Annotated in this window: 18 protein-coding genes; 7 read left to right on the forward strand and 11 right to left on the reverse strand. The window is 66.1% G+C overall.

The window, feature by feature from the left end; all coding sequences use genetic code 11:
- Window positions 1–79: 79 nt before the first annotated feature.
- Together NH8B_RS14315 and NH8B_RS14320 are read right to left on the reverse strand one after the other, a co-directional pair.
- On the reverse strand, window positions 80–439 hold the full coding sequence (locus NH8B_RS14315) for a c-type cytochrome (protein WP_232503472.1): 360 nt from the start codon (window positions 437–439) through the stop codon (window positions 80–82).
- 380 nt (window positions 440–819) lie between these two features.
- Window positions 820–2,505, reverse strand: coding sequence for a glutamine--tRNA ligase/YqeY domain fusion protein (locus NH8B_RS14320; protein ID WP_014087935.1), 1,686 nt, complete (start codon window positions 2,503–2,505; stop codon window positions 820–822).
- Between the two features lie 247 nt (window positions 2,506–2,752).
- On the opposite strand from NH8B_RS14320, the gene NH8B_RS14325 reads away from it, so the two are divergent.
- Entirely contained in the window at window positions 2,753–5,041 is a 2,289-nt protein-coding gene (locus tag NH8B_RS14325) for a YgiQ family radical SAM protein (protein WP_041702996.1), read from the forward strand.
- 78 nt (window positions 5,042–5,119) lie between these two features.
- Here the strand turns inward: NH8B_RS14325 and NH8B_RS14330 are convergent, their stop codons facing one another.
- Together NH8B_RS14330 and NH8B_RS14335 are read right to left on the reverse strand one after the other, a co-directional pair.
- Window positions 5,120–5,704 (reverse strand): NAD(P)H-dependent oxidoreductase, encoded by a 585-nt coding sequence (locus NH8B_RS14330; protein ID WP_041702998.1) that lies wholly within the window; start codon window positions 5,702–5,704, stop codon window positions 5,120–5,122.
- 16 nt (window positions 5,705–5,720) lie between these two features.
- On the reverse strand, window positions 5,721–6,359 hold the full coding sequence (locus tag NH8B_RS14335) for a LysE family translocator (RefSeq protein ID WP_014087938.1): 639 nt from the start codon (window positions 6,357–6,359) through the stop codon (window positions 5,721–5,723).
- 227 nt (window positions 6,360–6,586) lie between these two features.
- Here NH8B_RS14335 and NH8B_RS14340 point away from each other — a divergent pair, with 227 nt between their 5' ends.
- Window positions 6,587–7,207 carry a glutathione S-transferase family protein gene (locus NH8B_RS14340; protein ID WP_014087939.1) on the forward strand — a complete coding sequence of 207 codons (621 nt, stop codon included), beginning with the start codon at window positions 6,587–6,589 and terminating at the stop codon, window positions 7,205–7,207.
- A gap of 184 nt (window positions 7,208–7,391) precedes the next feature.
- Here the strand turns inward: NH8B_RS14340 and NH8B_RS14345 are convergent, their stop codons facing one another.
- Window positions 7,392–8,477, reverse strand: coding sequence for a type II asparaginase (locus tag NH8B_RS14345; protein ID WP_014087940.1), 1,086 nt, complete (start codon window positions 8,475–8,477; stop codon window positions 7,392–7,394).
- A 510-nt stretch (window positions 8,478–8,987) separates the two neighbouring features.
- Between NH8B_RS14345 and NH8B_RS14350 the strand changes: the two genes are divergently transcribed.
- Window positions 8,988–10,244, forward strand: a complete 1,257-nt coding sequence (locus NH8B_RS14350; protein ID WP_014087941.1) for a TIGR03862 family flavoprotein — start codon at window positions 8,988–8,990, stop codon at window positions 10,242–10,244.
- 16 nt (window positions 10,245–10,260) lie between these two features.
- Window positions 10,261–11,184, forward strand: a complete 924-nt coding sequence (locus NH8B_RS14355) for a 2-hydroxyacid dehydrogenase (RefSeq protein WP_014087942.1) — start codon at window positions 10,261–10,263, stop codon at window positions 11,182–11,184.
- A gap of 73 nt (window positions 11,185–11,257) precedes the next feature.
- Here the strand turns inward: NH8B_RS14355 and NH8B_RS14360 are convergent, their stop codons facing one another.
- A complete protein-coding gene (locus tag NH8B_RS14360) occupies window positions 11,258–12,523 on the reverse strand; it encodes an MFS transporter (protein WP_008954325.1) in 1,266 nt (421 codons plus the stop codon).
- Window positions 12,524–12,637: 114 nt separating this feature from the next.
- Between NH8B_RS14360 and NH8B_RS14365 the strand changes: the two genes are divergently transcribed.
- Complete coding sequence (locus NH8B_RS14365) at window positions 12,638–13,552, forward strand: LysR substrate-binding domain-containing protein (protein ID WP_008954324.1); 915 nt, start codon at window positions 12,638–12,640, stop codon at window positions 13,550–13,552.
- A 24-nt stretch (window positions 13,553–13,576) separates the two neighbouring features.
- Here the strand turns inward: NH8B_RS14365 and NH8B_RS14370 are convergent, their stop codons facing one another.
- Window positions 13,577–14,029 carry an RrF2 family transcriptional regulator gene (locus NH8B_RS14370; RefSeq protein WP_014087945.1) on the reverse strand — a complete coding sequence of 151 codons (453 nt, stop codon included), beginning with the start codon at window positions 14,027–14,029 and terminating at the stop codon, window positions 13,577–13,579.
- A gap of 260 nt (window positions 14,030–14,289) precedes the next feature.
- On the opposite strand from NH8B_RS14370, the gene norV reads away from it, so the two are divergent.
- Together norV and NH8B_RS14380 are read left to right on the forward strand one after the other, a co-directional pair.
- Complete coding sequence (gene norV / locus NH8B_RS14375; RefSeq protein WP_014087946.1) at window positions 14,290–15,684, forward strand: anaerobic nitric oxide reductase flavorubredoxin; 1,395 nt, start codon at window positions 14,290–14,292, stop codon at window positions 15,682–15,684.
- A 24-nt stretch (window positions 15,685–15,708) separates the two neighbouring features.
- Window positions 15,709–16,824, forward strand: coding sequence for an FAD-dependent oxidoreductase (locus NH8B_RS14380; protein ID WP_014087947.1), 1,116 nt, complete (start codon window positions 15,709–15,711; stop codon window positions 16,822–16,824).
- Window positions 16,825–16,941: 117 nt separating this feature from the next.
- On the opposite strand, the gene NH8B_RS14385 is transcribed toward NH8B_RS14380, so the two are convergent.
- From NH8B_RS14385 to NH8B_RS14400, 4 genes are all read right to left on the reverse strand, one after another.
- Window positions 16,942–17,553: a YitT family protein gene (locus NH8B_RS14385; RefSeq protein ID WP_014087948.1), complete on the reverse strand. Its 612-nt coding sequence runs from the start codon at window positions 17,551–17,553 to the stop codon at window positions 16,942–16,944.
- Window positions 17,554–17,783: 230 nt separating this feature from the next.
- On the reverse strand, window positions 17,784–19,451 hold the full coding sequence (locus tag NH8B_RS14390; protein WP_014087949.1) for a SulP family inorganic anion transporter: 1,668 nt from the start codon (window positions 19,449–19,451) through the stop codon (window positions 17,784–17,786).
- 88 nt (window positions 19,452–19,539) lie between these two features.
- Window positions 19,540–19,854 carry an ArsR/SmtB family transcription factor gene (locus NH8B_RS14395; RefSeq protein ID WP_014087950.1) on the reverse strand — a complete coding sequence of 105 codons (315 nt, stop codon included), beginning with the start codon at window positions 19,852–19,854 and terminating at the stop codon, window positions 19,540–19,542.
- Complete coding sequence (locus tag NH8B_RS14400; protein ID WP_014087951.1) at window positions 19,851–20,891, reverse strand: cation diffusion facilitator family transporter; 1,041 nt, start codon at window positions 20,889–20,891, stop codon at window positions 19,851–19,853. Before NH8B_RS14400 ends, NH8B_RS14395 begins: the two co-directional genes overlap by 4 nt.
- Between the last annotated feature and the right edge of the window lie 384 nt (window positions 20,892–21,275).

A 21,275-nucleotide genomic window follows, 5' to 3' on the forward strand; every position in this document is an offset into this window, starting at 1 on the left:
GCGCCATCAGGACGCCGCTTTTCTTTGCCGTATGGCGAGCCCGAACACCTTGTCGCGGGCTCGACGGCCTAGCCGGAGTTCATTGCTTCAAGTCCAGAATCCACTGGACCAGCTTTCTGGCATCCGCCTCCTGGATGGCCACCGCGTTGGGCGGCATCGCCAATCCACTCACCTTGCCCTTCCAGTGGCTGGCATAGGGATTGGAACCCTCCATCACGGTTTTCAGCAGTTTTTCCGAGACGCCTTCCTGCCCCTTGTAACGGGCGGCCACGTCCTGCCATGCGGGACCGATCGGCGCCACGCCTGCCGGACCCGGCTTGCCCGACTCGATGCTATGACAGGCAACACAGCCGCTGGTCGCAGCCAGTTGCTTCATCGCCACGTCCAGCTTGGCATCCGCCCATGCACTGCCTTGGGCGGCAAACACCAGCACGGCCACGGGAACAACTCTGCGTAGTAGTGGGAACATTTTGACCTCCGATCGTGAATGGCTTCAGTTCCCATAGTGAGCCTGGAGCAACCGCAAGCTATTGACATGCGTCAACGAATCGTTTTGCCGGCCATTCGACGCGGAGGCTGCACGTCAAAAGAAATGGCGACCCCACGGGGCCGCCATTTTACTAATGCGGATCAGCCAAGAACCGATTTTAGTAGGCGAACTGGCCAAAGCAGGTTGAGGGCTGCCGGAGCACAGGAACCGGAATGGACACGTAGCCCATGAGGATCATGGCTGAGCGAGTCTCCGTGCAGAGACTCGCACGCCCAGAGCACCGCCGGCACTCAAGATGCAAAGGCACAGCCGCCCAATGAAAGAGGTTTTTACTTGGCCCAGGAATCCTTCAACCCTACCGTACGGTTGAACACCGCCTTGACGCCCGGCTGATGCTCGTAGCGGTCGGTGACGAAGTAGCCGAGACGCTCGAACTGGTAGCGCGTTTCCGGCTCGGCCTTGAGCACCACGTCTTCGACGCAGGCGGTCACGGTCGCGAGCGAGTGCGGATTGAGGAACTGGCGGAAGTCGACGTATTCGCCATCCTCGCCGCGCACGGCGTCCGGGCGCGGCTCGGTGAACAGACGGTCGTACAGACGCACTTGAGCCTCGATGGCGTGCTCGCACGACAGCCAGTGGATCACGCCCTTGACCTTGCGGCCGACCGGGTTCTGACCCAGCGTGTCGTGGTCGATCGAACACTTCAGCTCGACTACGCGGCCAGAGGCATCCTTGATCACCTCGTCGCACTTGATCACGTAGGAGTAACGCAGGCGCACTTCGCCGCCGGCGGTGAGGCGCTGCCACTTGGGCGGCGGCACTTCGGCGAAGTCGTCGCGCTCGATGTAGATCTCGCGCGAGATCGGCACTTCGCGTTCGCCGAATTCAGGGTGGTGCGGGTGGAACGGCGCGCTGCGGCTGGCGGTCACGCCGTCTTCGAAGTTGGTCAGCGTCACCTTGATCGGGTCGAGCACGGCCATCACGCGCGGTGCCTCGGCTTCCAGCGTCTCGCGCACGGCGCCTTCCAGCACGCTCATGTCGATGATGTTCTCCCCTCTCGACACGCCGATGCGCTGCGCGAACAAGCGGATACCGGCCGGGCTGAAGCCGCGGCGGCGCATGCCGGCGATGGTCGGCATGCGCGGGTCGTCCCAACCCGTGACCAGGCCGTCGTTCACTAAGGCCTGCAGCTTGCGCTTGGAGGTCAGCGCGTACAGCAGTTCCAGGCGCGAGAACTCGTACTGGCGCGGGTGGCAATCAATGCTGATGTTGTCGAGTACCCAGTCGTACAGCGGGCGGTGGTCTTCGAACTCCAGCGTGCACAGCGAATGGGTTATGCCTTCGATGGCATCGGAAATGCAGTGGGTGTAGTCGTACATCGGGTAGATGCACCACGTGTCGCCGGTACGGTGGTGGTGGGCACGACGAATGCGGTAGATCACCGGGTCGCGCATGTTGACGTTGCCCGAGCTCATGTCGATCTTCAGGCGCAGCGTCTTGCTGCCGTCCGGAAACTCGCCGTTCTTCATGCGCGTGAACAGGTCGAGGTTTTCCTCGATGCTGCGGTCGCGGTACGGGCTGTTCTTGCCCGGTTCGGTCAGGCTGCCGCGGTAGGCGCGCATTTCCTCGGCGTTGAGGTCGCAGACGAAGGCCTTGCCGGCCTTGATCAGTTCCACCGCATAGTCGTACAGCGGCTGGAAATAATCGGAGGCGTAACGCACTTCGCCATCCCACTTGAAACCCAGCCAGGACACGCTGTCCTTGATGGACTGGACGTACTCGTCGGATTCCTTCTCCGGGTTGGTGTCGTCCATGCGCAGGTTGCATTTGCCCTGGTAGTCGTCGGCCAGACCGAAGTTCAGGCAGATCGACTTGGCGTGACCGACGTGCAGGTAGCCGTTCGGCTCGGGCGGGAAGCGCGTCACGATGGAAGCGTGCTTGCCCGAGGCCAGGTCCTCGTCGATGATGTTGCGGATGAAGTTGCTGACAACGGGCGCGTTGTTTTCCGTACTCATGGGATGAATGTCTAGTGTTTCGGTGGATTCCAATGGCCCGATTGTACCCGATTTAGCGTCGATATTCCGAATGCACCGGGCGTGCCGTGCCGGGTGCAGGCCGTTTTCCGCAGCCTTCGGCCAACCCTGTCCCGCCCCCAAAAACCCGCCTGAAAATGGGGTTATGCCCTTGAAAAACAATCAAATTTACTGATCTCCGGGGGCAAAATCTGGCACAATGCGCGTCAACCGAATAATCGCACGCACCATGACCACCGTTTCCGCCCCCGTAAAACCGATCACCTCCTACCGCAAATTCTGGGCCCAGCGCTTCGGCACCGCGCCGTTCCTGCCGATGACCCGTGCCGAAATGAACGAGCTGGGCTGGGACTCCTGCGACATCATCATCGTCACTGGCGACTGCTACATCGACCACCCGAGCTTCGGCATGGCGCTGGTCGGGCGCCTGCTGGAGGCGCAGGGCTTCCGCGTCGGCATCATCGCCCAGCCCGACTGGCACTCGGCCGAGCCGTTCCGCGAGCTGGGCCGCCCCAACCTGTTCTTCGGCGTCACCGCCGGCAACATGGACTCGATGATCAACCGCTACACCGCGGACCGTAAACCGCGCTCGGATGACGCCTACACCCCGCACGCCGAGGCCAACAAGCGTCCGGACCGTGCGGTGACGGTGTACGCGCAGCGCTGCCGCGAGGCCTACCCTGGCGTCGGCGTGATGATCGGCAGCATCGAGGCGTCGTTGCGCCGCATCGCCCACTTCGACTACTGGAGCGAGAAGGTGCGCCAGTCGGTGCTGGTGACGTCCAAGGCCGATCTACTGCTGTTCGGCAACGCCGAACGCGCGCTGGTGGAAGTGGCGCACCGCGCCGCCGCCGGCGAGAAACTGAGCGACATCCGTGACGTGCGCGGTACCGCCTTCATGGCACCGCATGGCTGGATGCCGGGTGATGACTGGCAGTTGATGGACTCCACCACGCTCGACCAGCCAGGCAAGGTCGAGGCGCATCAGAACCCGTACGAGATGGTGCCGGAAAAGGAAGAAGCCGCCTGCGCCACCGGCAAGGACCCCGCCGCCGCCCAGCCGATCACCTTCATGCCGCTGCAGGAGCGCGTGGCGGCGCGCAAGGCGCAGCGCGCCAAGACCGTGGTCAGGATTCCCGCCTACGAGGCGGTGGCGCACGACCCGGTGCTGTACGCCCACGCCAGCCGCATCCTGCATCTGGAATCCAACCCCGGCAACGCCCGCGCCCTGGTGCAGCTGCACGGCGAGCGCGACGTGTGGCTCAACCCGCCGCCAATTCCGCTCACCACCGAGGAAATGGACCACGTGTTCGGCCTGCCCTACGCGCGCAACCCGCACCCGTCCTACGGCAAGGCGCACATCCCAGCGTGGGAGATGATCAAGTACTCGGTCAACATCATGCGCGGCTGCTTCGGCGGCTGCACCTTCTGCTCGATCACCGAGCACGAGGGCCGCATCATCCAGAGCCGTTCGGAAGAATCGATCCTGAAGGAGCTGGAGGAAATCCGCGACAAGACCGACGGCTTCACCGGCCACATCTCGGACCTGGGCGGACCCACCGCCAACATGTATCGGCTCGCCTGCAAGGACAAGAAGATCGAGACGTCCTGTCGCAAGCTGTCCTGCGTCTACCCGGACATCTGCGAGAACCTGGGCACCGATCACAGCCACCTGATCCAGCTCTACCGCAAGGCGCGCGCGCTGCCGGGCATCAAGAAGATCAACATCCAGTCCGGCCTGCGCTACGACTTGGCGGTACGCTCGCCGGAGTACATCAAGGAACTGGTGACGCACCACGTCGGCGGCTACCTCAAGATCGCCCCGGAGCACACCGAGGAAGGCCCGCTCTCGAAGATGATGAAGCCGGGCATGGGCGCCTACGACAAGTTCAAGGAACTGTTCGAGCGCTTCAGCCGCCAGGCCGGCAAGGAACAGTACCTGATCCCGTACTTCATCGCCGCCCACCCGGGCACCAGCGACGAGGACATGATGAACCTAGCGCTGTGGCTGAAGAAGAACAACTTCCGCCTCGACCAGGTACAGACCTTCACACCGACGCCGATGGCGATGGCCACCACCATGTGGCACACCCGGCGCAACCCGCTCAAGCGCCTGGCGCGCAGCTCGGAAAAGGTCGACGTGGTGCGCGACGGCTACCGCCGCAAGCTGCACAAGGCCTTCCTGCGCTACCACCACCCGGACAACTGGCACATCCTGTACGAGGCGCTGATCAACATGGGCCGCCAGGACCTGATCGGCTACGGCAAGCACCAGCTGATCCCGCCGACGCCGCCCAAGGGCGCCGAGGACAAGGGCAAGCGCTTCAACGTGGCGCGCACCGCGCACCACCCGACCCAGCGCTTCCAGGACGCACCGCCACGCGGCCGCGCCCCGGCCGCCACGCGCGGCAAGCCGGCAGGAGCCTCCGCCAAACCGGGTGGCAAACCCGCCTCCAAGCCGGCCTCGCGCCAGGCAGCCGCGAGCGGCGGCAGCGCCAAGCCGCGCGGCCGGCGCTGAGCCCCCCCCATGACAAAGCCCCGCGTGGTTCACACGCGGGGCTTTTTATCGTCCGAATATGGCCAGGGCGCTTTCGCCCTAACGCCCCTCCCGCCCCAGCCGGCGCAACGTTTCCAGCCACCGGCCACGTCGCTCGCCATCCTCCGTCTCGACCATGCCGATCAGGCTGTCCCGGATCGGCCCGATGCCGGAAAAGCCGAGGATGCTGCGCTTCAAGCTCTTGAGACCGTGTGCTCCGAAATACCAGCGGTAGATCGGCGCCGGCATGCCCATGGTGACGACGATACGGGCCGATTTACCGCTCAGGCGCTTGCGCCACCCCTTGCCTTTGGACAGGTCGAAAGCGAATTGCGGACGGAACACCTGCTCCAGAAAGGCTTTCAACAAGGCCGGCAGGGAGCCCAGCCACAGCGGGTAGACGATGACCAGGTGCTCGGCCCAGTTGATGCTCTCCTGCGCCCGCCGGATCGCTTCGACGGGCGTACCGTTATCGAACTCCTCCTTGGAGCGCAGCAGCGGGAAGTCGAGCGTGGCCACCTCGATCAGCCGAACCTCGTGTCCGACCTCGCGCGCGCCTTGGGCGTAGGCCTCCGCCAGCGCATGGCAGAAGTGGTCACCGGCGGGGTCGGGATGTCCCTGGATGACGAGGATGCGTTTGCTCATGGCGCGCACCACACGACTAGACGCTGCGACGCGGCTCGAGGGCCAGGCGCAGTGCCAGCGCCCCCAGCACGAAGCCCATCAGGTAGCGCTGCGCCGCCAGCCACAACGGCTTGCGTGCGAACCACGACGCCATGCCGGCGGCACTGAGCGCGATCAGCAGATTGACCGAGAAGCTCACCGCAATCTGCGTGAGCCCCAGCGTGACGCTCTGCCCGAACACCGAGCCGTGCTCGGGCGACACGAATTGCGGGAAAATCGACAGATAGAACACGGCGACCTTGGGATTGAGCAGATTGGTGAGAAAGCCCATCAGGAAGAGCTTGGGCACAGGGTCCGCCGCGAGCTGCCGCGGCTCGAACGGCGAGCGCGCCCCCGGCTTCACGGCCTGCCAGGCGAGCCAGAGCAGATAAAGCGCCCCAACCCACTTGAGCAGCTCGTAGGCAAAGGGCACCGCCAGAAACAGCGCAGACAATCCTAGAGCGGCCGCCAGCATGTGAACCAGAAAGCCGGCCACCACCCCGCACAAGGAAATCACCCCGGCCTGGCGTCCCTGGCAGATCGAACGCGAAATCAGGTAGATCATGTTCGGCCCCGGCGTCAGCACCATCAGCAGGGAAGCACCGGCAAAAAGCAAGAGATCGGGAACGGCAACCATCGGTAACTCCTCGGCCCAAGGCCCAAACAACAGGCGCCCTGAAAGGTGGCAATTCGGGCTGCTGCGCCCACTCTCTCCAGAATGCCACACAAGGCCCATGACAAAAAGCTGGCGTACGGCAACGTGGTCATCACGGCGCAGGGCAAGCCGCGGGCCTGAATCCTTGCCCAAAGCCGTCCAGCGGTTTCGGGCTACAATGGCCGAATCCACCACGAAAGGACAAAGGCATGCTGAAAATCTGGGGACGGCTCAACTCGCTCAACGTCAAGAAGGTGGTCTGGTGCGCGGCCGAACTGGGGCTGCCGTTCGAGCGCATCGACGCCGGCGGCCCGTTCGGCGGGCTCGACACGCCGGAATTCCTGGCGCGCAACCCGAACGGCACCATCCCGCTGATCGACGACGACGGCTTCACCCTATGGGAATCGAACGCCATCGTGCGCTATCTGGCCGCCAAGTACGGCCACGGCAGCCTGTATCCGGACGATCTGCAGCAGCGCGCCGACGCCGACCGCTGGATGGACTGGCAGGCCACGGTGTTCAACCCGGCCCTGGTGCCAGCGATCTACAATCTGCTGCGCGTGGCCCCGGAGCAGCGCAGCCAGGACGCGATCGACACCGCGCGCGTGAAGGTCGACCGGCTGGCCGGCCTGCTCGAGCAGTTGCTGGCCGGGCGCACCTGGCTGAGCGGCGAGCGCTTCACCATGGCCGACATCGTGCTCGGCTGCAGCGTGCATCTCTGGCTCAACCTGCCGCTGGAACGCACGCCACGCCCGCAACTGGAGCGCTGGTACGCCGCCTTGCGTGCGCGCCCCGCCAGCACCGAAGCGCTGCAACTCCCTCTATCCTGAGGCGTGTCGATACCTTTTCCCCTGCCTCCCCGGCCGGCACGTCTCGCTATTGCAGACGGCGTGCGGCGCACTCCCGGGCCTGCACGGGCAATCTTCGGCCAACCTTTTGCCGCGCCGGGCCGGCTTCCCGCCAATAAAAAACAGCAGCCCGCGGGCTGCTGTTTGTGACTGGGCGAAGAGCCGCTCAGTAGGTGTAGAACATCTGCTGGATCTTCTTGGTGTCGCTGGTCTTGGTCATGGCCAGCATCAGCAGGATACGGGCCTTCTGCGCGTTCAGCGTGTCGGATACGACGAAGTCTTCCTTGTCGTCGTTCACTTCGCCGTTGCGGGCGACGATGCCGGAACCCACGCGCGAGCTGCGTACCACGATGACGCCTTTCTGGCGGGCTTCGCGGAAGGCGGGCAGCATCTGAGCGGCCATGCTGCCGTCACCCACGCCGGCCTGGACGATGCCCTTGGCACCAGCGGCGACGTCGGCGTCCAGCGCCACGCGGTTCATGTTGGCGTAGCCGTAGACGATGTCGACCTGCGGCAGCTTGTCGAGCTTGCTGACGTCGAACTCGGTCTCGGCGGTGTGCTTGCGTACCGGCAGACGGTAGAAGTGCGGCTTGTTGTCCTGCATGTAGCCGAGGAAGCCCAGTTCCGGCGTCTTGAAGGTGTCGGCGGTGGAAGTGTTGGTCTTGGTGACATCGCGGCCGGCGTTGATCTGGTCGTTCAGCGTCACCAGCACGCCCTTGCCGACGGCTTCCTTGCTGCCGGCCAGCAGCACGGCGTTGTACAGGTTGATCGGGCCGTCGGCGCTGATCGCGGTGGACGGGCGCATGGAGCCGACGATCACTACCGGCTTCTTGCTCTTCACCGTCAGGTCGAGGAAGTAGGCGGTTTCTTCGATGGTGTCGGTGCCGTGGGTGATGACCACGCCGTCGACGTCCTTCTGCGCCAGCAGTTCGTTGACGCGCTTGGCGAGCTTCAGCCACACCTCGTTGGTCATGCTTTCGCTGGCGATCTGAACCACCTGTTCGCCACGCACGTTGGCGGCCTTCTTCAGTTCCGGCACACTTTCGATCATCTTGTCGACACCGACCTTGGCGGCGGTGTAGCCGATGGTGGTGGTGGTGGAAGCACCGGTACCGGCGATGGTGCCGCCGGTCGCCAGGATCACCACGTTGGGCAGCTTGGCCGGAGCGGCGTCTTCGGCGTGGGCGAAGGAAAAGACGGCGGAGCAAGCCAGCAGGGCGGCAGCGCGAGCAAAGCGTTTATCGACAAACATGTTCTCTCCTTTGAGGATTATCGTGGCCAGAGCGTGATTCGCCCCGACCGGTAGAGGCGGGGTCGCCACGGCCGCCTCGATGGCGGCAGGCGGGGCGCCCCCGGCAAGCGGCGCAGGTTCTTGCGACCTGCTGCCATGTTCTAGCCCGGGTCGCTATTGAGCAGGAATCGGGCCAGCCCGCAGCCAGGCAAACACGAATCCAACCCATTGATTTTTATCGAACAAATTCCAATCAACGGAGCAAACGGACGGAACACCGTACTTTTCTGGACATTAGCACACGGAAATCCGAACACCACGCCCGCACCAGGGCGGCGGCCCGCTTGGGTTTTGACGACGTTTCTGTGACAATCAGCCCCTCTCGGGCAGGGACGCCACGTGACGCTTGCCTTTGCCCGCCAAAACAAGGCGTTAGCGGCTGCCGTCGCCGCCCGCCACTCACCAGCCATAGCCAGGACCAGAAGCGATGACACACGCCGCCATGCCGCCCGCCACCACGGAGCGCCGACGATGACCACGACAGCAACAGGCCCGAGCCGCCGCGTCGCCATCATCGGCGGCGGTCCGGCCGGACTGATGGCGGCCGAAGTGCTGAGCCGGCAAGGCGCACAGGTCGACGTCTACGACGCCATGCCCTCGGTCGGGCGCAAGTTCCTGCTGGCCGGCGTCGGCGGCATGAACATCACCCACTCCGAGCCGGCAGAGCCGTTCCTGAGCCGCTACGGCAACCGCAGCGAACAGTTGCGGCCCTGGCTGCAGGCCTTCGGCGGTGAGCAACTGCGCGAATGGGTACACGGGCTGGGCATCGACACCTTCGTCGGCTCGTCCGGACGGGTGTTTCCCACCGCGATGAAAGCCGCGCCGCTGTTGCGCGCCTGGCTGCAGCGCCTGCGCGAAGCCGGCGTACGTATCCACGTGCGCCACCGCTGGCAGGGCTGGAGCGACGACGGCGCCCTGCTGCTGAGCACGCCGGAAGGCGACAAGAGGGTGCGCGCCGACGCCGTACTGCTGGCACTGGGCGGCGGCAGCTGGGCCAAGCTGGGCTCGGACGGGGCGTGGCTGCCAAGGTTGGCCGAACGCGGCGTCGAGGTCTGCCCGCTGGTGCCGTCCAACTGCGGCTTCGACGTCGGCTGGAGCGAGCACTTCCGCAGCCGTTTTGCCGGTGAGCCGCTGAAATCGGTGGTACTGAGTTTCACCGACGCGGACGGCCGCGAGCAGCGCAAGCAGGGCGAATTCGTCGTCACCGAGGGCGGCGTCGAGGGCAGCCTGATCTACGCCTTCTCCGCCCCTCTGCGCGACGCCATCGCCGCGCACGGCAGCGCCACCATCCACCTCGACCTGGCGCCGGGCAAGGACCTGGCGCGCGTCACCGCGGAGGTGGCGCACCCGCGCGGCTCGCGCTCCCTGTCCAGCCACCTGCAAAGCCGCGTCGGACTGAAGGGCGTCAAGATGGGCTTGCTGCGCGAATGCCTGGACAAGGACACCATGAACGATCCGCAACGACTGGCGGCGGCGATCAAGGCGCTGCCGGTCACGCTCATCGCGCCGCGCCCGCTCGACGAGGCCATCAGCAGCGGCGGCGGCGTCACCTTTGCCGCGCTCGACGAGCGCCTGATGCTGCGCCAACTGCCCGGCGTGTTCTGCGCCGGCGAGATGCTGGACTGGGAAGCCCCGACCGGCGGCTACCTGCTCACCGCCTGCTTCGCCAGCGGCCGCGCCGCCGGATTGGGGGTGTGGGAGTGGCTGCAGACGCGCCGGCCCACCTGAAAACGAAAGAAACGCCATGCTCTATCTCTACGCCCCGCAGGATGCCGAACAGCTGACGCCGCTGCTGCGCCAGGCGCTGCCCGATATCGACCTGGCGGTGTGGCCGCAGGAGGTCGACGGCGCGGCCGTGCGCTATGCCGTGGTGTGGAATCCGCCGGAAGGGTTTTTCGCCCGCTTTCCCCGGCTCGAGGCGGTGTTCGCGCTCGGTGCCGGGGTGGACCGCCTGCTCGCCCGTGCCGACCTGCCGGCGACGCTGCCGGTGATCCGCCTGACCGACGCCGGCATGGCGCAGCAGATGGCGGAGTACGCGCTGTACGGCGTGCTGCGCTACCAGCGCCAGTTCGACGTCTACCAGCACCAGCAGGCCGAGCGCCGCTGGCAGCCGCAGCCGCCCCGGCTGGCGCACGAGGTCCGCGTCGGTGTGCTGGGGCTGGGCGCCATCGGCGCGGTAGTCGCCACCACCCTGGCCGGGCGGGGCTACACCGTGTCCGGCTGGAGCCGCAGCCCGCGCCAGCTGCCCGACGTCGCCTGCCGCCACGGCAGCGCGGCGCTGGACACGCTACTGGCCGAGACCGACGTGCTGGTGAGCCTGCTGCCGTCCACCCCGGAAACGCGCGGCCTGCTCGACCGCGAACGGCTGGCCCGACTGCCCCGTGGCGCGGCACTGATCAACGCCGGCCGCGGCGACCAGCTCGACCAGGAGGCCCTGCTCGCTCTGCTCGACGCCGGCCAGCTGCGCTTTGCCCAGCTCGACGTGTTCGCCAGCGAGCCGCTGGCCGTAGAGCACCCGCTGTGGACACACCCGAGCGTGACCGTCACCCCGCACATCGCCGCCATCACCCTGCCCGGCCCGGCGGTAGAGCAGATCGCCGCCAGCCTGCGCGCGCTGCAGGGCGGGGCGAGGCCGGAAGGGTTGGTCGACCGGCAACGGGCCTATTGAGCGGACAGAAAAAAACCCGGCAGCGAAAGACTCGCGCCGGGTCCGGAGACCGGAAACAAGAGGAGGAGAAAATTCAGTTAGTTGCAGCCGGCAGCGGTGCCAGGCGACGCAGCCGCAGCGCGATGCCGAGGCACAACAGCAGGCCGCCCGTCAGCGCCAGCACCACCCCGCCCCAGCCACCCGAGCTCCACATCAGGCCCGAGGCCGAGCCCAGGCCGCTGCCGCCCAGGTAGTAGCAGCTCAGGTAGAGCGCCGAGGCCAGGCCGCGCGCCCGGCTGGCGCGGCGGCCGATCCAGCTGCTCGCCACCGAGTGCGCGCCGAAGAAACCGAAGGTGAACACCGCGATGCCCGGCACCACCAGCCACAGCGTGCCGGCCAGCGTCAGCGCCAACCCGGCCAGCATCAGGCTCACCATGACCCACAACACGTTGCGCCGCCCCAGACGGTCGGCCAGCCGCCCCACCCAGGCCGAGCTCCACATCCCCACCACGTACAGCAGGAACACCGCGCCGACCGCGCTCGGCGACAGGTTGAACGGCGCCAGCGCCAGGTGGTAGCCGAGGTAGTTGTACAGGCTGACGAAGCAGCCCATCAGCAAAAAGGCCGTGGCGAACAACCAGGGCAGGCCGTCATCGGCCAGGTGCAGGCGCAGGTTGCCGCGCACCTCGCCCAGCACCAGCCGCGCCGGGCGGAAATGCCGCGACGGCGGCAGGCAGCGCCAGAACACCACGGCCGACACCAGCCCGAACAGGCCCAGCACCGCCACCGCCTCGCGCCAGCTGGCCCATTCGCTCATCAGCGACAGGAAAAAGCGTCCGCTCATGCCGCCCAGCGCGTTGCCGGCGATATACAGCCCCATCGACTGCCCCAGCGAGGCCGGCTCGATCTCCTCGCTCAGATAGGCCATTGCCACCGCCGGGATGCCGGCCAGCGCGATGCCCAGCAGGGTGCGCAGCAGCAGCAGTTGGCCGAAACTGCCGGCAAATGCCGCCAACAGCGTCAACAACGCGGCCAGGCCGAGCGACAGGTTCATCACCGGCTTGCGGCCGTAGCGGTCGGCCAGGAGGCTCATCGGGATCAGCGCCACGGCCAGCGCGCCGGTTGCGGCCGACACCACGCCGCTCGCCGCCGCCGGCGACAGGCCGAAGTCGTGCGAGAACATCGGCATCAGCGGCTGCATGCCGTACAGCGAGGAGAAGGTGGCGAAGCCGCCGAAGAACATGCCCCAGCTGGTGCGGCGGAAGGCGGGGGTGCCGGCACGCAGTCGTTCGTGCACCGGGGCGGTGGGCGGAGCGGGGAAAACAGTGGCGCGGGATACGGCTAAGGCATCGGAAGACATGGTCAAGACTCGGCTGGCGGCCCCGGTCAGGGGCTGGATAAGCCAATGCTAGGACTGGACAAACCGCCAGTCCAATATATATTTAATCGTTGATTAATACGTAAAAGATATCACGTGGAACTGCGTCACCTGCGTTACTTCGTCGTCGTCGCGGAAGAACTCAACTTCACCCGCGCCGCCGAACGCCTGCACATCGCCCAGCCGCCCTTGAGCCAGCAGATCCGCGCGCTGGAAGAACAACTGGGCGTCGCCCTGTTCGAGCGCAGCAAGCGCCGCGTGGCGCTGACCGATGCCGGGGAGCGCTACCTGCAGCACGTCCGCCGCATCCTGGCCGAGGTGGAGCAGGCCGCCGACGATGCCCGCCGCGCCGCGCGGGGCGAGGTGGGCGAGTTGCGTGTCGGCTTCACCTCCTCGCTGCCGTTCACCAGCCTGTTGCCCGGGCTGATCTCCGACTATCGCCGCCACTACCCGCAGGTGCAGCTGACGCTGCGCGAGATGTTCACCGCGCTGCAGTTCGAGGCGCTGCGCGCAGAACGACTGGACATCGGCTTCGTGCGTTTCCACGGCAAGGAAAATCCGCCCGACCTGCAACTGCGCGAAATCCACCGCGACCCGCTGCGGCTGGTGATCAACGCCCGCCACCCGCTGGCCGCGCAGCCCCATGCGTCGCTGGAGCAGTTGCGCGACGAGAGTTTCATCATCTACCCGGCCGGCGCCGGCACCGGGCTCAACGTGCAGGTGCGCCAGCTCTGCCTGGCCGCCGGCTTCGAACCGAGGATCGTGCAGGAAGCGCGCGAGGCCACCACCCAGATCGGGCTGGTGGCGGCGGGTCTCGGCGTGGCACTGCTGCCCTCGCCGCTGGAATGCGTGAAGATGCCGGGGGTGCGCTATCTGCCGCTCAGCGACGAGGGGGCGTACCTGTCGCTGGGGCTGGCGACGCGCCCCGGGCCCGTTCCGCCGTTGCTGGCGGGTTTTCTGGATTGCCTGCAGAACCGCAAAGAAATGGAGCCGATCAAGAACAGCGCGTGACGCGGCGTCGCCGCGCCGGGTTTCTCAATCGGAGACGAGCCGGATCTCGATGCCCAAGGCCCGCCCCAGCCCCGCCGGCTGAACCAGCAGATCGGCCAGGGTATGGCGCGACAATTCGCCGTAAAAGGCTTCCTGGGCCGCATGCAGCACGTTCATCAGGCGGCACGCCGCGGCGATGCGGCACTGCGAGTGCTGGGGATCGAAACACTCGACCAGCACGTTGTCGGTCTCGGCGGCGCGCACTAGTTTGCCGAGGTTGACCTGCCGCGGATCGCCCGCCAGGCGCATCCCTCCGCCCTTGCCGCGCACGGTGGTGAGATAGCCATGCTGGCCGAGGAAAAACACCACCTTGGTCAGGTGGCTGGCGGAAATGCCGTAGGCCTGGGCGATCTCGTTGATCGTCACCAGGCGCTCGCCCGCCAGCGCGCTGTACATCATCACGCGCAGGCAGTAATCGGTAAAAGCCGTCAGTCGCACGATCGGTGCCGTTCCATGGGGTTGTTCAATCAGGCAGGCCCGGTTGGGGTCGAACCTGCATTCTATCTTGCCTGTGGCGCCGCGACAGCGGGCCCAGACTTGATTCTGGCATACGATATAGGCATACAGAGCACGGCAACAGCCCGCTCTTGATATACCTCAAGCGAATTCATGATAGCTCATAAAATTCATTTACGGTGAATGTTATGAAGTATAAGATTCATTTCACACGAACCTTATACCTCAAGGAGCTCTCTGCCATGGCTTTCACCGTCAAAAACAACATCCGCTGGGTTGGTAAACAGGATTGGGAACTGCGTGAATTTCACGGCAGCGAATACAGCACCCATCGCGGTTCCAGCTACAACAGCTACTTGGTCAAGGAAGAAAAGATTGCCCTGATCGATACCGTCTGGGCGCCTTACGCCGAAGAATTCGTCGCCAATCTGGCCAAGGAGGTGGACCTCGGCGCCATCGACTACATCATCGCCAACCATAACGAGATCGACCACAGCGGCGCCTTGCCGGCACTGATGGCGCGCATCCCCGACACCCCGATCTACTGCACTGCCAACGGCGTCAAATCGCTACGTGGCCACTACCACCAGGACTGGAATTTCCAGATCGTCAAGACCGGGGACAGCCTCGACCTCGGCAACGGCAAGCAACTGGTGTTTGTCGAGATGCCGATGCTGCACTGGCCGGACAGCATGGCCACCTACCTGACCGGCGACGCCGTGCTATTCAGCAACGATGCCTTCGGCCAACATTACGCCAGCGCCCAGATGTTCAACGACCAGTGCGACCCGGTGGAACTGCAGGAAGAATGCATCAAGTATTACGCCAATATCCTGACCCCGTTCAGCCCGCTGGTGACCCAGAAGATTCATGAAGTTCTGGCGCTGAACCTGCCGATCGACATGATCGCCACCAGCCACGGCATCATCTGGCGCGACAAGCCGACCCAGATCGTCGAGCAATACCTGAAGTGGGCCGACGACTACCAGGAGAACCAGATCACCCTGGTTTACGACACCATGTGGAACGGCACCCGCATGATGGCCGAGGCGATTGCCGAAGGCATCCGCAAGGCCGACCGGGATGTCGTGATCAAGCTGTTCAACCTGTCCAACACTGACAAGAACGACGTCCTCACCCACGTGTTCAAGTCCAAGGCCATTCTGGTCGGCAGCCCGACCGTCAACAACGTGATGTTGCCGCATGTTGCCGCCCTGCTCGAGGAAATGACCGGCCTGCGCTTCAAGAACAAGGCGGCCGCCTCCTTCGGCACCCACGGCTGGAGCGGTGGTGCGGTGGAACGTATCGCCAAGCGCCTGGACGATGCCGGTTTCCGCGTGCTCAACCCGGGCATCACCGCCGAATGGCGGCCGAACGACGATGCCCTCGCCCAGGGGGTGCGTTTTGGCGAGGCGTTCATCGAGCAACTGGGCAGCACCGGACAGAATACGGCGGAGGCCACCGCAGCGTGTTCGTGCAGCGGCAAGATGCGCTGCAAGACCTGCTCGTGGATTTATGACCCGCAACAGGGGGAAGCGGCCCAGGGGGTCGCCGCCGGCACCGCCTGGCAGGACGTGCCCGAGACCTTCCTCTGCCCGGTGTGCTTCATGGGCAAGAGCGACTTTGTCCCCGCCTAAGCGACGGCTTCTGGAGAAAACACGATGAAAAAGCCCCTCGTCATCATCGGCAGCGGCCATGCCGGCTACACCCTGGCCCGGGCGTTCCGCCAGCACGACAGCACCACGCCGGTCGTCGTCCTCACCGAGGATGGCGGCGAACACTACCCCAAGCCGCAACTGAGCCACGGCTTCGGGCATCAGGCCAGCGCCGAACGGCTCACCCTGAACAACGCCACCGGCATGGCGGCCGAGCTGAAGATCATGGTGCGGCCGCGTACCCGGGTCAGCGCCATCGATTTTGTCGCGCAGAAGGTCACCGCGGGGGAAGTGCAGATTCCGTACAGCGACCTGGTGCTGGCGGTGGGGGCCGAGCCCTTCGTCCCGCCCGTCGGCGGCGACGCGGCGCAGGACATCCTGACCCTGAACAACCTGGAGCAGTACCGGCGTTACCTCGACCGGCTCAACCGGAGCGAACACGTGCTGGTCATCGGCGGCGGCCTGATCGGCACCGAAATCGCCCACGACATCGCCCAGCACAAGCGCGTCACGCTGGTGGACATCGGCAGCCGCCTGCTGGAGCGGCTGGTGCCCGAGGTGGTCAGCCAGCGCCTGCACGACGTCATGGACCAGGTCACGCTGCGCTTCGGCACCGGGGTGGAACGGGTCGAGCGGGCCGAGCAGGGCTACCGCGTGACGCTGAGCGACGGCGACACGCTGGCGGTGGACGCCGTGGTCTGCGCGGCGGGCCTGAAGCCGCGGCTGGAGCTGGCGGCCGGGCTGGAGACGGGGCGCGGCATCGTCGTCGACGCCTACCTGCGCACCTCGCAGCCCCACGTCTATGCACTGGGGGACTGCGCCGAAATCGAGGGGCAGATCCTGCCCTACCTGCAGCCGATCACGCTGTCGGCCAACGCGCTGGCCAGCACGCTGGCCGGCACGCCGACACCGGTCCGCTTCGGCCCCCTGCCGGTGGCGGTGAAGACGCCGCGCTACCCGATCCAGCTGGCCGGGGTCACCCAGGGCAACGCCCTCGACTGGCAGATCAGCGAGGGGGACGACGGACTGACCGCGCTCGCCCATCGCGACAGCCAGCTGGTCGGCTACGTGACCACCGGCTCGCGCAACGGCTTCAGCCTGCTGCCCAGCCTGGCGCGCTGAGGGAGCGCCAGGCGGCAAGGATAAGGGAAAACCGGGCCGGCATCGGGTCGATGCAAGTGCTCGGCCGCGCCCCCGAACAGGCCCCGCGAGCGCCGGGCAGCGGTGCGCGGCTGGCGCTCAGGCCGCGAAGTAGCGGCCCGGCTTGTGGTTGACGGCAAGGATCAGGTTGAGCGCCACCGCGCCCAGCACCGACACCAGCACCGCCAGCGGGTTCACCACCCACAACGCCGCGCTGACGATGCTGACGTCGATCGCCATCTGCAGCTTGCCGGCGCGGATGCCGTACTTGTCCTGCAGGTAGAGCGTGACGATGTTGATGCCGCCCAGGCTGGCCTGGTGGCGGAACAGCATCAGGAAGCCGGCGCCCATCAGCAGGCCGCCGACCACGCCGGCGTAGAACGGGTTGAGGCCGTTGATGTGGATGAAGTGCGACTGCAGCTCGGAGAACAGCGACAGCAGCAGCACGGCGCAGAAGGTCTTCACCGTGAAGCGCCAGCCCATACGCTTGATGGCGAGGTAGTAGAACGGCAGGTTGATGACGAAGAACACCTGGCCGAAGCTCAGCGGCGTGGCGTAGTGGATCAGGAAGGCGAGGCCGGCGGTGCCGCCGGTCAGCAGTTTGGCCTGGGCGAACAGCGCGACGCCGAGCGAGATGAACAGCGTGCCGATCACGATCGCCTGAACGTCTTCGAACAGGGTGTGCCGCGCCACGCGCTGCGGGTGCTCCATGATGAATCCTTGCATGCTTCAGAGAGGCAGAACGGCCTGCCGGCCACCGTCGTCGCCTGTCGGCGGCACCGGGGCACGGTGCAGCACCTTACCCGCTACGACAGCAGCGCAAGTCTACACCAGCGCCTCCTCACAAGCGCCCTGGATTCGTCATTTTTATTAAATTAATTGCCACAAATCAAAAATTGTCGGCACAAAAACAAACAATAACCGATCAATCAAGGCTTTTTCTACGCCCAAACTACCCCGCTGGTCAGCAGTTCCTCGGCGCGCATCAGCGCCGTGGCGAGATCGGGCTGAATGTTGCGCTCGCCCATTTCCGCCGCCAGCCTGGAGCCGACCAGCAACCCCATCACCTCGGCCCCGGCACCGCACAGGATCAGCGTGCGCCGCTCTTCGGCCAACCTTTGCCGCAGCGCCGACAGCGCCAGCAGGCCGGTGGTGTCGAGCAACACCAGCCGGTGCAACTGCAGAATGATCACGCGCGCGTCCGGCGCGTCGTGCAGCACCTGCTCCACCGTATCGGCGGCACCGAAGAACAGCGCGCCCTCCACGCGGAACGCCGCGCAGCCCGGCGGCACCATTTTGCCGGCGATGGAATGGCGCTCGAACAGCTGGGCATGCTCCGGCCGCAGCCGCTGCACGCTGGTATTGCGCGCCATGCTCTGGATGAAGAACACCGCCGACATCAGCAGGCCGATCTCCACCGCGATGGTGAGATCGAAGGCGACGGTGAGCAGGAAGGTGACTACCAGCACCGCGGTGTCGTGGCGCGGAAACTGCGCCGCCTTGCGGATATCCCAATCGCCCATCTTCAGCGCCACCGCCACCAGAATCGCCGCCAGCACCGCCAGCGGGATGTAGGACGCCAGCGGCGCCGCCACCAGGATCACCAGCAGCAGCAATGCGGCGTGCACCATCCCGGCCACCGGGGTGCGCCCGCCGTTGCTGATGTTGGTGGCGGTACGCGCCAGCGCCCCAGTGGCCGGGATGCCGCCGAAGAACGGCACCACCATGTTGGCGATGCCCTGCGCGATCAGCTCCTGGTTGGCGTCGTGCTTGTCGCCGGTGAGGCTGTCGGCCACCACCGCGCACAGCAGCGACTCGATGGCGCCCAACAGCGCGATGGTGAAGGCCGGCGTCATCAGTTCGGACAGCGTCGCCCAGTCCAGCGCCAGGCCGGAGAACGCTGGCAGCCCCTGCGGAATGCCGCCGAACTTGCTGCCGATGGTGGCCACCGGCAGATGGAACAGCGCCACCGTGACGGTCGCCAGCAGCAAGGCCACGAACGGCGACGGCAGCAGCTTGTTGAGCCGCTTGGGCCACAGCAGGATCAGCGCCAGCGAGGCCCCCGACACCGCCAGCGTCATGCCGTCGAACTCGGCCAGGCGCGCCCTGAGCGTGGCGACAATGGCGAAGAAACCGGCCGGCATCTGCGCCACCGGCAGGCCGAAGAAGTCCTTGAGCTGGGTGAGGAAGATCAGCACCGCGATGCCGTTGGTGAAGCCGGTGATCAGCGGCATCGGAAAGAACTTGATCACCTGCCCCAGCCGCATCAGCCCCATCAGCACCAGCATCATGCCCGCCATAAAGGTGCAGATCAGCAGGTTGGCCACGCCGTACTTGGCGACGATGCCGTAGATGACGACGATGAAGGCGCCGGTGGGACCGGTCACCGAGAACCGGGTTCCGCCCAAGAGCGAAGCCAGGAAGCCGGCGATGACCGCGGTGAAGATGCCGGCCTGCGGCGTCACCCCGCTGGCCATGGCGAACGCCATCGCCAAGGGCAACGCCACGATCCCCACCGTCAACCCGGCCAGCACATCGTGCCGGAACACTTCGCGGTGATAACCCTTGAGAGCATCGATCAGGCGGGGGCGAAAGCTGAGGTTCAGCATGGCGGGCGATCAATGAATTGTCATGAATACCAGCCTACGAGGGAAATGCCCCCGGATGCAAGAGGGTTTTCGCCGGAACGGGGTCTGCTCATTTCTCGGCGTGCTCCTCGGCCACGTGGTGCGCCATGTCGGCCAGCATGTCGCTGACGTGCTGGTCGGCCAGATGGTAGAAGACCTGCCTGGCCCGGCGCTGACCGCGCACCAGCCGGGCGCCACGCAGCAGCCGCAGGTGGTGGCTGACCAGAGATTGCGACAGCTCGAGGCTCTGCGCGATGTCGCCGACTGAACGCGGCGCGTCGAGGCAGAAGAACAGGATGCGCAGACGCGTCGGGTCGCCCAGCAGCCGGAACGTTTCCGCCAGCACGGCGATGTCGGCCGGGGAAGGCCGGGCGAGCCGGCTCACGGCTGGCGTCCTTGCTGGCAAGGCCCGGGATGGGCCGGACCGTCGTGCTCATGCTCGGCCCCGGCGTGGCCAGCAGGGTGGACCGTGTCATCATGGGGTCCAAGGTGGCAGGCGCCGGCTTCCGTCTCGGGCCAGTCGATGGCGACGGTGGCATGGGCGATGCCGAAACGCGCCACCAGCTCCACCTCGACGGCCTGCACCAGCCGGCGCGGATCGGCCTCGGCGCGCGGCTCGACGTGCAGCGTGGCCAGCACCCGGCCCGAGGTGATGGACCAGACGTGGACGTGGCGCACGTTGGCAAGCTCCGGCACGGTCTGGCGCAGATGGCTGGCGATGGCATCCGGCTGGGCGTGCTCCGGCGCACCTTCGAGCAGGATGTGCAGCGAGTGGCGCAGCAGCGACCAGGCGCTGTAGAGGATCAGCAGCGCGACGAACACCGACAGGAGGGGGTCGATCGGCGTCCAGCCGGTGAAGTAGATGACGACGGCGGCGGCGATGGCGGCGACCGAGCCCAGCAGGTCGCCCAGCACGTGCAGCACCGCGCCCCTGATGTTGACGTGCTCGCTGTCGCCGCGGCTCAGAATCCAGAACACCAGCAGGTTGACGAGCAGCCCGATGGTCGCGACGCCGAACATCGGCCCCGCCAGCACCGCCCCCGGGTGGCGGAAGCGGTCGATGGCTTCGATGGCGATCCAGAGCACGATGACAAACAGGGTGATGGCGTTGATCAGGGCGGCGATCACCTCGAAGCGCAGGTAGCCGAAGGTACGCTTGGCGTCGGCGGCGCGCTTGCCGAAGCGGAAGGCGCCGTAGGCGAGCGCCAGCGCGGCGGCGTCGGTCAGCATGTGGCCGGCGTCGGCGAGCAGGGCCAGCGAACCGGACAGCAGGCCGCCCGCCACCTCCACCACCATGAAGGCGAAGGTGAACAGGAAGGCGATCAGCACCTTGCGCTGATTGTCGTCCCCGACCGTCGGCACATGGGCGTGGTCGTGATGGTGGTCATGGGCGTGCTGGTGGTCGTGATGGGAATGGGGCATCGGCCTGCTCCGCGACGAAGGGACGCAAACATATCAATACGTGTTCATGTGTTTTATAGCGCATCGGCACGGCGACCCGAGCCTTCCCGGAACCGCACCGTGCCGTACCGGGCACCGTGACAACGGAAAGGCCCTGCCTCTCGCCCTGCCCGGGATCTATCCAGGACGGGCTCGATGACGCCTCGTCGCCCCAGGCGTCGTCCGGGGCGTTGGCGTCTTCGGCCAACACGGCCAGGCGGAGGGGGAATCGGTTTTGCTGCGGCGCCCGGTTGGAGAGACACCCGCTTGTCGCTAGAATGCGCGGGGCCACGGCGGCCTCACGGCTCGGCGCGGATGCCGGCTTCCGGAACGAGGGCCGCCTCGTCGCCATGGCGGCGTGCGCCT

The sequence above is a fragment of the Pseudogulbenkiania sp. NH8B genome (genome assembly GCF_000283535.1).
GTDB lineage: Bacteria > Pseudomonadota > Gammaproteobacteria > Burkholderiales > Chromobacteriaceae > Pseudogulbenkiania > Pseudogulbenkiania ferrooxidans.